Here is a 12304-nt window from a genome sequence, read left to right as displayed (position 1 = left end):
TATGTCATCCCTGCCCACGTCCCTGTCCGCCGCAGCCGGCAACGGCGCGCCGGAATCTGGCGCCCCTCAGAGCGGTGCCGGGGCGCAGCCGCCCGCCGCCAATGCGCCGGCCGCCGGCCCGGCCAATCCCTCGCCCACGTTCAGCCCGCTCTACCAGCAGATCAAGGCCCTGATTACCCAGAGCCTGCAGTCCGGCGAATGGAAACCGGGCGAAATGATCCCGAGCGAAATGGACCTGGCCGCGCGCTACAAGGTCAGCCAGGGCACGGTGCGCAAGGCCATCGACGAACTGGCCGCCGAGAACCTGGTGGCGCGTCGGCAGGGCAAGGGTACTTTCGTGACCACGCACTACGAGGACGTGGTCAAGTTCCGTTTCCTGCGGCTGGTGCCCGATGAGGGCGAGCCGCACTATGGCGCGAGCCGCGTGCTGGAGTGCAAGCGCCTGCGCGCGCCGGCCGAGATCGCGCGGCTGCTGGATATCCGCACCGGCGACAGCGTCGTGCAGATCCGCCGCGTGCTGACGTTTTCGAATGAAGCTACGGTGCTGGACGAGATCTGGCTGCTGGGCACCAATTTCAAAGGACTGACGGCCGAGAAGCTCAACGAGTGGAAAGGCCCGATGTACGCGCTGTTCGAGGCCGAGTTCGGCACGCGCATGATCCGCGCCACGGAAAAGATCCGGGCGGTATCTGCCGATAATACGGCGGCCGAACTGTTGTCCGTGGCCCCGGGTACGCCGCTGCTGTCGGTGGAACGGGTGTCGTTCACCTATGGCGACCGGCCGGTGGAAGTCCGCCGCGGCCTGTATGTGACCACGCGGCACTATTACCAGAATGACTTGAGTTAATGCGTGGCGGCGATGCTCGCCGGGCCAGGGGCGCGATTATTGCGGCGCCTGCGGATTACCCGTGTCGACCGTTGCGGCCATTGAATGGAATCGCTGGGAATGCGCCGGGGAGGAGACCGATCCGGCGTGGTGCGCAGAGTATTGCGTGCGATTGTCGGGCACGCCGGGTTGGTGCGCGATAGCTGAAAATTATTGGTGCGGCGCGCAACAAAGGCGCTAAAATCATCGGGATTTGCTCCAGTGCATTCATTTGCATCCAGCGCTACCCACGCGCAGGATCCAAACCGGTGCGCACCGGAAGGCGGGTGTGTCCCGTGCCTTCAAGGTACCCGGAGTCGCCTCACTGCGCAATCGGGTAGCGATCCGGTGAAACCCGGAGCAATGGCAGTTTTCGTTCTTTTGCAGTTTTTTTTCTACCGCAAATGGGGTCTCGCATGGCTGAAGCCGTCAAACAAGCCAGGCCGGAGTTCCGGAATATCGGTATTGCGCAGATCGCGCGCTATCGGTTGCCCTGGGCCGGCAAGGTATCCATCCTGCATCGCGTCAGCGGTGCATTGATGTTCCTCCTCCTTCCGTTCGTTCTGTACCTGTTTGAGCAGAGCGTCACGTCCGAGCTGAGCTTCGCCAAGTTCTCGGCACTGCTGTCCAACGGCTTCGTCAAACTGGTCATCCTGGCGCTGATCTGGGGTTACCTGCATCACTTCTGCGCCGGCATCCGCTTCCTGCTGCTGGACGTACACGTCGGCGTGGCTAAGCCCACGTCCGCCAAGTCGGCCATCGCGGTGCTCGTCGTCAGCCTGCTGCTCACCCTGATTTTCGGGCTGAAGCTGTTCGGCCTGTTCTGAGGAGAATCAAGGTGGCAAACAATAATATCGGTCCCAAGCGTCTTGTCGTCGGTGCGCACTACGGTCTGAAAGACTGGCTGGCGCAGCGCGTGACCGCCGTGATCATGGTGCTGTTCACCGTGATCCTGGCGGGTGTGTACCTGGCTTTCGGCAATCCGTCGTACGAAGGCTGGGCAGGTCTCTTCGCCAACCAGTGGATGAAGATCCTGACGTTCCTCACCATCCTCTCGCTGCTGTATCACGCCTGGTTTGGTGTGCGCGACATCTGGATGGACTATGTGAAGCCGATGGCCGTGCGCCTCGTGCTGCAAGTTCTTACGATTCTGTGGCTCGTCGGTTGTGCGGGCTACGCTGCTCAGATTCTCTGGAGGGTGTAATAAATGGTCGCAGTCAAGACTGGATTGCCGCGTCGTCGGTTTGACGTGGTCATCGTCGGGGCGGGCGGCGCCGGGATGCGCGCATCCCTCCAGCTCGCAGAAGCCGGCCTGAACGTGGCCGTGCTGTCGAAGGTTTTCCCCACCCGCTCGCACACCGTGGCGGCGCAGGGTGGCATCGGTGCCTCGCTTGGCAACATGAGCGAGGACAACTGGCACTATCACTTCTACGACACCATCAAGGGCTCGGACTGGCTGGGCGACCAGGACGCCATCGAGTTCATGTGCCGGGAAGCGCCGAAGGTCGTGTACGAGCTCGAGCACTTCGGCATGCCGTTCGACCGTAACGCCGATGGCACGATCTACCAGCGTCCGTTTGGCGGCCACACGGCCAACTACGGCGAGAAGCCCGTGCAGCGTGCCTGCGCCGCGGCTGACCGTACCGGCCACGCGCTGCTGCACACGCTGTACCAGCGAAATGTGCGCGCCAAGACGCATTTCTTCGTCGAATGGATGGCGCTGGACCTGATCCGCGACGAAGACGGCGACGTGCTGGGCGTGACCGCACTGGAAATGGAAACCGGCGAGGTCTACATCCTCGAAGCCAAGACCACCCTGTTCGCCACCGGCGGCGCGGGGCGGATCTACGCGGCTTCCACCAACGCCTTCATCAACACGGGCGATGGCCTGGGCATGGCGGCGCGTGCCGGCGTACCCCTGGAAGACATGGAGTTCTGGCAGTTCCACCCGACCGGCGTGGCCGGCGCGGGCGTGCTGATCACGGAAGGCGTGCGTGGCGAGGGCGGCATCCTGCGTAACAAGGATGGCGAGCGCTTCATGGAGCGCTATGCCCCGACGCTGAAGGATCTGGCGCCGCGTGACTTCGTGTCGCGCTCGATGGACCAGGAAATCAAGGAAGGCCGTGGTTGCGGCCCGAACGGCGACTACGTGCTGCTCGACCTGACCCACGTCGGTGCCGAGACCATCATGAAGCGCCTGCCGTCGATCCGCGAGATCGGCATGAAGTTCGCCAACGTCGACGCGATCAAGGAACCGATCCCCGTCGTGCCGACCATCCACTACCAGATGGGCGGTATCCCGACGAACTTCCACGGTCAGGTCGTGGTGCCGAAGAACGGCAACCCGAACGAGATCGTGAACGGCTTCTACGCGATCGGCGAATGCTCGTGCGTGTCGGTGCACGGCGCCAACCGCCTGGGCACGAACTCGCTGCTGGATCTGGTGGTGTTCGGCCGCGCGGCCGGCAACCACATCATCGCCAACGCGAACAAGCAGAAGGAACACAAGCCGCTGCCGGCTGACGCCGCGGACCGCGCCATGGCGCGCCTGGCCAAGCTGCAGAATTCGTCGTCGGGCGAGTACACGCAGGACGTGGCCAACGACATCCGCCGCAACATGCAGTCGCATGCCGGCGTGTTCCGTACGCAGAAGCTGATGGACGAAGGCGTCGAGCGCATCCTGGAAGTGGCGGAGCGTGCCAACAACATCCACCTGAAGGACAAGTCCAAGGTCTTCAACACCGCGCTGGTGGAAGCCCTGGAAGTGTCGAACCTGGTGGAAGTGGCCAAGGCGACGATGATCTCGGCCGCGGCCCGCAAGGAGTCGCGTGGCGCCCACGCCCACAGCGACTTCCCGAACCGCGACGACAACAACTGGCTCAAGCACACGCTGTTCTACAGCGAAGGCAACCGCCTCGACTACAAGCCGGTGAAGATGGAGCCGCTGACGGTGGAATCGGTTCCGCCGAAGGCCCGTACCTTCTGAGCCCCGCATCGTAGAGACAACAGGACCCACAGAAATGAAGCGTATTTTCGAAGTCTACCGCTACGATCCGGACAAGGACGACGCGCCCCGCATGCAGACCTACGAGGTGGAGCTCGACGGTCACGAGCGCATGCTGCTCGATGCGCTGGTCAAGCTGAAGAAGCTCGACGAGACCATCTCGTTCCGCCGCTCGTGCCGTGAAGGCGTGTGCGGTTCGGACGCGATGAACATCAACGGCAAGAACGGCCTGGCCTGCCTGACGAACATGCGCGAGCTGCCGGACCGCATCGTGCTGCGTCCGCTGCCCGGCCTGCCGGTGGTGCGCGACCTGATCGTCGACATGACGAACTTCTTCAAGCAGTACAACTCGATCAAGCCGTTCCTGATCAACGACGAGCCGCCGCCCGAGAAGGAGCGTCTGCAGTCGCCGCAGGAACGTGACGAGCTGGACGGCCTGTACGAGTGCATCCTGTGCGCGAGCTGCTCCACGTCGTGCCCGTCGTTCTGGTGGAACCCGGACAAGTTCGTCGGCCCGGCCGGCCTGCTGCAAGCCTACCGCTTCATCGCGGACAGCCGCGACCAGGCCACCGGCGAGCGTCTGGACAACCTGAACGACCCGTACCGCCTGTTCCGCTGCCACAGCATCATGAACTGCGTCGACGTGTGCCCGAAGGGTCTCAATCCGACCAAGGCCATCGGCAAGATCAAGGAACTGATGGTTCGCCGCGCGGTATAAGCCTGCGGTATAAACTGCCTTCTGCCACCATGCGGGAGGCTGCAGTATCGCAGTCTGCAGTTGAAGTAAGCGGCGCGTCAGCCTGGTGAGCTATATCAGGTGACGCGCCGATCGCAAGAAGGCTGACCATGAGTCTTTCCACCACTTTCTCCCATCAGGCCGATCCGCATAAGCGCGCCCGTTTGCGCTGGCGTGCCCGCCGCGGCCTCCTGGAGAACGACATCATCGTCGAACGTTTCTTCAACCGTTACGAGGAGAGCCTGTCCGATGAGGACGTGGCATCGCTGGGCGAGCTGTTCGAGCTCAGCGACAACGAGTTGATGGACCTGCTGCTTGCCCGCAAGGAGCTGGACGGTGAGCTCGACACGCCCCCGATGCATCGGGTCCTCGACCTGCTGCGTTCGGTCTGAGTTTGGTCAACACTATTATTCACAGCATTTGAAGGAACCGACATGACGCCGTCCGATGTGAAAGCCACGCTATCGTTTTCCGATGGTTCCCCCAGCGTTGAGCTGCCGATCTACAAGGGTACCGTTGGCCCCGACGTGATCGACATTCGCAAGCTGTACGGACAGACCGGCAAGTTCACCTATGACCCGGGGTTCATGTCGACTGCGTCGTGCAACTCCAAGATCACCTACATCGATGGTGACAAGGGCGAACTGCTGTACCGCGGCTATCCGATCGAACAGCTCGCAGGCAAGTGCGATCACCTGGAAACCTGCTACCTGCTGCTGAAGGGCGAACTGCCCAACGCCAAGCAGAAGGAAGAGTTCGTCAACAGCGTGATGAACCACACGATGGTTCACGAGCAGCTGCAATTCTTCCTGCGCGGCTTCCGCCGCGATGCCCACCCGATGGCCGTGCTGACGGGTCTCGTGGGCGCCATGAGCGCGTTCTACCACGACGCGATGGACATCGATGATCCGCACCAGCGCGAGATCTCGGCCATCCGCCTGATCGCCAAGATGCCGACCCTGGTGGCCATGGCATACAAGTACAACATCGGCCAGCCGTACATCTACCCGCAGAACGACCTGTCCTACTCGGGCAACTTCCTGCGCATGATGTTCGGCACGCCGTGCGCCCCGTACACCGTGAACCCGGTGCTCGAGCGCGCGCTGGACCGCATCTTCATCCTGCACGCCGACCACGAGCAGAACGCCTCCACCTCGACCGTGCGCCTGGCTGGCTCGTCGGGCACGAACCCGTTCGCCGCCATCGCCGCTGGCGTGGCCTGCCTGTGGGGTCCGGCCCACGGCGGCGCCAACGAAGCTGCGCTGAAGATGCTGGAAGAGATCGGCAGCGTGGACAACATCAACGAGTTCATCAAGCAGGTCAAGGACAAGAACTCGGGCGTGCGCCTGATGGGCTTTGGCCACCGCGTGTACAAGAACTACGATCCGCGCGCCAAGCTGATGCGCGAAACCTGCCATGAAGTGCTGAACGAACTGGGCCTGCACAACGACCCGCTGTTCAAGCTCGCCATGGAACTGGAAAAGATCGCGCTGGAAGACGAGTACTTCGTGAGCCGCAAGCTGTACCCGAACGTGGACTTCTACTCGGGTATCGTGCAGCGCGCGCTGGGCATCCCGACCTCGCTGTTCACCTGCATCTTCGCCCTGGCACGTACGCCGGGCTGGATCTCGCAGTGGGAAGAGATGATCACGGACCCCGAGTACAAGATCGGCCGTCCGCGCCAGTTGTTCAACGGCGCCGCCGCCCGCGAAGTGCCGGACATGGCCAAGCGCTGATCCCGTCGCGCAAAGCAGGGCGGCCCGGCCGCCTTGCGCTGCAGCAAACACAAACGCCCCGGCTTGCCGGGGCGTTTGTGTTTCCGCCTGCGGGGCGTTGTGCGCCGCCGCGCGAGGGTCATCGTCGCAGTTATGCACAACAGTTGTGAAAGGCCATTTTTGCGACGATTCCTGCCATGGGAAGGTTGCAACTGTCTACATTTGTTGTCTGATTTTCGGCAAAGTCGGGAACTATCGCCCCAACCGGTTGCAACTTCCCTCTATAATGCGGGCTGCTTTTGCCACCGGCAGCCGGGCCACCCTTCCGGCACGTCGCGCGGCAAGGCGGGGCAGGCGAAGCGCTTGCGCAATAGAGAACGCATCAACGTTGTCTTTCCGAACTTTTGGCGCCACGGGCTTCCGGGGCGCTGACACATGCCGGGCCCCGCATCGCTTCACGTCTTCATCGCAGGCCCGTCTTCCGCTTCGGGTCTTCCCTCCGCCACCTCCGGCGGCTCTCCCCGCGGGTGTTGTTCGATTGCGCTGGTCATGCCGCCTCTGCCCGGAATGACCCAAACATAATCGAGGAGCTCCTGATGACGTTGTCCCGTCGCACGTCCACTGCCATGGCCGCCGTGATTGCCACCGCCGGCCTCACTGCCGCCAGCCTGGCCCACGCCGAAACCGTCAAGATCGCCATCGCCGGCCCCATGAGCGGCTCGGTCGCCCAGTACGGCGATATGGTCAAGGCCGGTGCCCTGACCGCCATCGAACAGATCAATGCCGCGGGCGGTGCCGGCGGCAACAAGCTCGAAGTGGTACTGATGGACGACGCCTGCGAGCCCAAGCAGGCCGTGGCGGTGGCCAACAAGATCGTGAGCCAGAACATTCGCTTCGTGATTGGCCACGTGTGCTCCGGCTCGACGATTCCGGCATCGGATATCTACGAAAACGAAGGCATCGTGATGGTCACGCCGTCGGCCACCGCGCCGCAGCTGACCGAGAACAAGAAGCGCAAGTTCATCTTCCGCACCATCGGCCGTGACGACCAGCAGGGTCCTGCCGCTGCCCAGTACATCATCGGCAAGGTCAAGCCGAAGAAAGTGGCCGTGCTGCACGACAAGCAGTCGTACGGCCAGGGTATCGCCTCGTCGGTGAAGAAGGACCTGGAAGCTGCCAAGATTCCCGTGGCCGTGTTCGAAGGCATCAACGCCGGGGATTCGGACTACTCCGCCGTCATCACGAAGCTGAAGTCGCAGGGCGTGGACTTCGTCTACTTCGGCGGCTATCACCCGGAAATGGGCCTGCTGCTGCGCCAGGCGCGCGAGCAGGGCGTGAAGGCCACGTTCATGGGCCCCGAAGGCGTGGGCAACAAGGACGTGACGGCCATCGCCGGCCCGTCGTCGGAAGGCATGCTGGTCACGCTGCCGGCCGATTTCTCGGCCGACCCGGCCAACGCTGCGCTGGTGAAGGCCTTCGCCGACAAGAAGCGTGACGCCAACGGCCCGTTCCAGATGCCCGCCTACGCCGCCGTGAAGATCATCGGCGACGCCATCGCTGGCGCCAAGAGCACGGACCCGGCCAAAGTGGCCGCGTACATGCACAAGAACGCGTTCACCACGCCGATCGGCAAGGTCGAGTACGACGAGAAGGGTGACCTGAAGTCCTTCAAGTTCGTTGTCTACACGTGGCACAAGGACGCCACGAAGACCGCCGCCAACTAAGTCCGGCGCCAGTCTGGCGAAACGCCTCGCTCCTGCACAGGGAGCGGGGCGTTTTGGTATCGGTTCGATGTCGGATAGTCGTCACATCCTGACGGCCGGCACGCCGCATCGGCCTTCCCGATCCACAAGGTCCTCCGCATGAACGAATTCCTTCCACAGTTCACCCAGCAGCTGGTCAACGGCCTGACGCTGGGTGCGATCTATGCGCTGATCGCCATTGGCTACACCATGGTCTACGGCATCATCGGCATGATCAACTTTGCCCACGGCGAGATCTACATGATCGGCGCCTACGTGGGCCTCGTCACCCTGACCGCCATCGGCGCGCAGGCCGGCTACCCGCTGCCGCTGGTGCTGGGCGCTGCGCTGATCGTGGCCGTGGCCGTCACCGGCTGCTATGGCTTTGCCGTGGAGCGCGTGGCGTATCGCCCCTTGCGCGGCGGGCCGCGGCTGGTACCGCTTATCTCGGCCATCGGCATGTCGATTTTTCTTCAGAACTACGTCCAGATCGGGCAGGGCGCGCGTGACGTGTCCGTGCCGGTGCTGATCTCGGGCGCCATCGAGTTCCAGATGGGCGGCGACTTCGTCGTGACCGTGCCCTATTCGCGCCTGCTGATCGTGGGCGTGACGCTGGTGCTGATGGTGGCGCTGACGCTGTTTATCGGCCATTCGCGCATGGGCCGCGCCTGCCGCGCCTGCGCGGAGGACATGCGCATGGCCAACCTGCTCGGCATCGACACGAACCGCGTGATCTCGTTCACCTTCGTGCTCGGCGCGATGCTGGCCGCCGTGGGTGGCGTGCTGATCGGGCTGACCATCGGCAAGCTCAATCCGTTCATCGGCTTTATCGCCGGCATCAAGGCCTTTACGGCCGCCGTGCTGGGTGGCATCGGCAGTATTCCGGGCGCGATGCTCGGCGGCGTGCTGCTGGGCCTGGCCGAAACCTTCGCCTCCGGCTATATGCCGGCCGAGTACAAGGACGTGGTGGCGTTTGGGCTGCTGGTCCTGGTGCTGCTGTTCCGTCCGACCGGCCTGCTTGGCAAGCCGGATGTGGAAAAGGTCTGAGGAGGGCGCCATGACACAAGCGATGTACCAAAAATCTGTATCGCATTCCGTCGCGCAGACGATGAAGGGCGCGGTGACGGCGGCTGTGATGACGGCCATCCTCACCATTCCCGTGCTGGGCCTGCAACTGAAGCTGGACGGCTACAAGGTGGTGCTGGAGCCGCACTGGCGGCCGGTCTGGATCGCCGTGGCAGCCGTTTTCGTCTTCCAGCTACTCAAGCCGCTGCTAACGCGGGCCCGTAGCGCCGTGAAGCTGCCGGCCGCGCCGGCGATGGGCGCGCAGCAGCAGCGCGTGGTGATCTGGGTGCTGCTGGCGGTGGGCCTGGTCTGGCCGTTCTTCGGCTCGCGTGGCGCGGTGGACGTGGCCACGCTCGCCCTGATCTACGTGATCCTGGGCCTGGGCCTGAACATCGTGGTGGGCTTCGCCGGCCTGCTCGACCTGGGCTACGTGGGCTTCTACGCAGTGGGCGGCTATACGTACGCGCTGCTCAACCAGTACTTCGGGTTCACGTTCTGGGAGTGCCTGCCGATTGCTGCGGGCATGTCGGCGTTGTTCGGCTTCGTGCTCGGTTTCCCGGTGCTGCGGCTGCGCGGCGACTACCTGGCCATCGTCACGCTCGGCTTTGGTGAAATCATCCGCCTGCTGCTGAACAATCTGACCAGCCTGACCGGCGGCCCGGACGGCGTCTCGGGCATTCCGAAGCCGACCGTGTTCGGCATCGAGATGGCGCGCAGCGCGAGCGTGGAAGGCACGCGCACGTTCCACGAGATGATCGGGCTCGACTACACCGGCCAGCACATGGTGATCTTCCTGTACCTGCTGGCACTGCTGCTGGTGGGCTTCACCCTGTTTGTGACGAGCCGCCTGATCCGCATGCCGATGGGCCGCGCCTGGGAGGCGCTGCGCGACGATGAGATCGCCTGCCGATCGCTGGGCCTGAACCCCACGCGCATCAAGCTGTCGGCGTTCACGCTGGGCGCCTCGTTCGCGGGGCTGGCCGGCGCGTTCTTCGCGGCGCGCCAGGGGCTGGTCAATCCGGAGTCGTTCACGTTCATCGAATCGGCGCTGATCCTGGCCGTGGTGGTGCTGGGCGGCATGGGCTCGCAATTGGGCGTGATCCTGGCGGCCATCCTGCTGACGGTGCTGCCCGAAGTGGCGCGCGATTTTGCCGAATACCGCATGCTGATTTTCGGCCTGGTGATGGTGCTGATGATGATGTGGCGTCCGCAGGGCCTGCTGCCCGCGAGCCGTCCCCACGTGGAGTTGCCGCAATGAGCGCGGAAATGCTGAAAGTATCCGGCCTGCAGATGCGCTTTGGCGGGCTGCTGGCCGTGGACGGCATCGATTTCGATGTGCGTCGCGACGAGGTCTTCGCCATCATCGGCCCGAACGGCGCCGGCAAGACCACGGTGTTCAACTGCGTGGGCGGCTTCTACAAGCCCACCGCCGGCGAGGTCACGCTGGACGGCCAGGCCATCGCCGGCCTGCCGAGCCACCAGGTGGCGCGGCGCGGGCTGGTGCGTACATTTCAGAATATTCGCCTGTTCAGGTCGCTGACCGTGGTGGAGAACCTGCTCGTGGCGCAGCACCTGCAGGTCAAGTCCGGCCTGCTGCGCGGGCTGTTCGCCACGCCGGCCTACCGCCGCGCCGAGCGCGAGGCGCTGGAACGGGCCGCCGTCTGGCTGGAACGCATGGGTCTGACCTCGGTGGCCAACCGTGAGGCGGGCACGCTGTCCTACGGGCACCAGCGCCGGCTCGAGATCGCGCGCTGCATGATCACCAAGCCGCGCCTGCTGATGCTCGACGAGCCGGCCGCTGGTCTGAATCCGCAGGAGAAGATCGAACTGCAACAATTGATCGACAAATTGCGCCACGAATTCAACATTTCGGTGCTGTTGATCGAGCATGACATGAGCCTCGTCATGGGCGTGTCCGACCGCATCCTCGTGATGGAGCACGGCAAGCCGATCGTCATCGGCAAGCCCGAGGAAGTGCGCAACGACCCGCGCGTAATCAAGGCCTACCTGGGAGAGGACTGATGCTGAAGCTGGAACAGGTCCATACCCACTATGGCGCCGTGGAGGCGCTGAGCGGCGTATCGATCGAAGTGAACAAGGGCGAGATCGTCACGCTGATCGGCAGCAACGGCGCGGGCAAGACCACGCTGATGATGACCGTGTGCGGCTCGCCGCGCGCCTCGAGCGGCCGCGTGTCGTTCGAGGGGCAGGACATCACGCAGCGCAACACCCACGAGATCATGCGCATGGGCATGGCGATCTCGCCGGAAGGGCGCCGCGTGTTTCCGAGCCTGACCGTGCTGGAAAACCTGAAGATGGGCGCCTTCTTCGCCAGCCGGCACGACATCGAGGCCGGCATCGAGCACGTATTCAAGCTTTTTCCGAGGCTGAACCAGCGCTCGGGCCAGCGTGCGGGCACGATGTCCGGCGGCGAACAGCAAATGCTGGCCATCGGCCGCGCCCTGATGAGCCGCCCCCGGTTGCTGCTGCTGGACGAGCCGACACTGGGCCTCGCCCCGCTGATCATCGCCCAGATCTTCGACATCATCCGCACCATTCGTGACGAAGGTGTCACAGTGTTCCTGGTCGAACAGAACGCCAACAAGGCACTGCAGGTGGCCGACCGGGGCTACGTGCTGGAAACCGGGAAGGTGGTGTTGGCGGATACCGGGGAGAATTTGCTGGCGAATGACCGGATTCGGGCGGCGTATTTGGGGGGGTGAGGGAGGGTGGACAGAGCTTGGAGTCCAGGCTTTGCCCTCCATATATCGCTTACCGCTTGAAGAGTCGGTTGAGTAGCGAGCACCTCTTTGGGTGTGAGCTATTCGCTCTCAGGTATTCCTCGGACTCCTTGGCGTCTTGATCGACATCGAGCTCCGAGAAGGACTCGAAAACAAAAGCAATTGCCTCTCGCCATTCAGGGCTGGCCTGCCAGCCGTCTAGATAGAGATCCCGTTGTATCGGCGTCAGCGACGTCCAGAAGGGCCTCCATTCCCGGTCGAACCATGGTTCGGCTACGCCTTGCCTGACATGTGGCGCCAGTTCACCAGGTTCGGTGTGCGGGAATACGATCCAAGGCGGCTGGGGAGCGTCCGGATAGTGCTCCACGCGGCCTTGGGCCGTCAGCATTCCGGCTCGTCGGTAAGACCATATGCACATGCGAACGGGTCATGCCAT

Annotated in this window: 13 protein-coding genes; 12 read left to right on the top strand and 1 reads right to left on the bottom strand. The window is 63.5% G+C overall.

The genetic code is table 11. The features are described 5' to 3' along the window. Window position 1: 1 nt before the first annotated feature. The 12 genes from SB751_RS22850 (at window position 2) to SB751_RS22795 (ending at window position 11850) form a co-directional block, all read left to right on the top strand. Entirely contained in the window at window positions 2-847 is an 846-nt protein-coding gene (locus SB751_RS22850) for a GntR family transcriptional regulator (RefSeq protein WP_144199434.1), read from the top strand. A 434-nt stretch (window positions 848-1281) separates the two neighbouring features. Continuing rightward, on the top strand, window positions 1282-1692 hold the full coding sequence (gene sdhC, locus SB751_RS22845; RefSeq protein WP_144199432.1) for a succinate dehydrogenase, cytochrome b556 subunit: 411 nt from the start codon (window positions 1282-1284) through the stop codon (window positions 1690-1692). A gap of 11 nt (window positions 1693-1703) precedes the next feature. After that, window positions 1704-2069, top strand: coding sequence for a succinate dehydrogenase, hydrophobic membrane anchor protein (gene sdhD / locus SB751_RS22840; RefSeq protein WP_144199430.1), 366 nt, complete (start codon window positions 1704-1706; stop codon window positions 2067-2069). A 3-nt stretch (window positions 2070-2072) separates the two neighbouring features. Continuing rightward, on the top strand, window positions 2073-3851 hold the full coding sequence (sdhA, locus tag SB751_RS22835) for a succinate dehydrogenase flavoprotein subunit (RefSeq protein ID WP_144199428.1): 1779 nt from the start codon (window positions 2073-2075) through the stop codon (window positions 3849-3851). Between the two features lie 34 nt (window positions 3852-3885). Then, window positions 3886-4587, top strand: a complete 702-nt coding sequence (locus tag SB751_RS22830) for a succinate dehydrogenase iron-sulfur subunit (RefSeq protein WP_092290164.1) — start codon at window positions 3886-3888, stop codon at window positions 4585-4587. A gap of 128 nt (window positions 4588-4715) precedes the next feature. After that, on the top strand, window positions 4716-4997 hold the full coding sequence (locus tag SB751_RS22825; RefSeq protein ID WP_144199427.1) for a succinate dehydrogenase assembly factor 2: 282 nt from the start codon (window positions 4716-4718) through the stop codon (window positions 4995-4997). A gap of 42 nt (window positions 4998-5039) precedes the next feature. Then, on the top strand, window positions 5040-6341 hold the full coding sequence (gltA, locus tag SB751_RS22820; RefSeq protein ID WP_144199426.1) for a citrate synthase: 1302 nt from the start codon (window positions 5040-5042) through the stop codon (window positions 6339-6341). A gap of 575 nt (window positions 6342-6916) precedes the next feature. Beyond that, window positions 6917-8044: a branched-chain amino acid ABC transporter substrate-binding protein gene (locus tag SB751_RS22815; RefSeq protein ID WP_410748566.1), complete on the top strand. Its 1128-nt coding sequence runs from the start codon at window positions 6917-6919 to the stop codon at window positions 8042-8044. A 138-nt stretch (window positions 8045-8182) separates the two neighbouring features. Continuing rightward, window positions 8183-9109, top strand: coding sequence for a high-affinity branched-chain amino acid ABC transporter permease LivH (gene livH, locus SB751_RS22810; RefSeq protein WP_144199422.1), 927 nt, complete (start codon window positions 8183-8185; stop codon window positions 9107-9109). 10 nt (window positions 9110-9119) lie between these two features. Beyond that, the gene (locus tag SB751_RS22805; protein WP_144199420.1) at window positions 9120-10385 is read left to right on the top strand and encodes a high-affinity branched-chain amino acid ABC transporter permease LivM; all 1266 of its coding nucleotides are present in this window, start codon (window positions 9120-9122) and stop codon (window positions 10383-10385) included. Then, window positions 10382-11149 (top strand): high-affinity branched-chain amino acid ABC transporter ATP-binding protein LivG, encoded by a 768-nt coding sequence (gene livG / locus SB751_RS22800; RefSeq protein WP_144199418.1) that lies wholly within the window; start codon window positions 10382-10384, stop codon window positions 11147-11149. The genes SB751_RS22805 and livG overlap by 4 nt, the downstream gene beginning before the upstream one ends. Then, entirely contained in the window at window positions 11149-11850 is a 702-nt protein-coding gene (locus tag SB751_RS22795; RefSeq protein WP_092290155.1) for an ABC transporter ATP-binding protein, read from the top strand. The genes livG and SB751_RS22795 overlap by 1 nt, the downstream gene beginning before the upstream one ends. Window positions 11851-11899: 49 nt before the next feature. Here SB751_RS22795 and SB751_RS22790 read toward each other — a convergent pair whose 3' ends face one another. Further along, window positions 11900-12256: a hypothetical protein gene (locus SB751_RS22790; protein WP_246119000.1), complete on the bottom strand. Its 357-nt coding sequence runs from the start codon at window positions 12254-12256 to the stop codon at window positions 11900-11902. Between the last annotated feature and the right edge of the window lie 48 nt (window positions 12257-12304).

The organism is Cupriavidus sp. SIMBA_020 (genome assembly GCF_046535395.1).
Taxonomy (GTDB): Bacteria; Pseudomonadota; Gammaproteobacteria; order Burkholderiales; family Burkholderiaceae; genus Cupriavidus; species Cupriavidus campinensis.
Note: the sequence above shows the minus strand (reverse complement) of the source record. Positions and strands in the feature narration are given on the sequence as shown.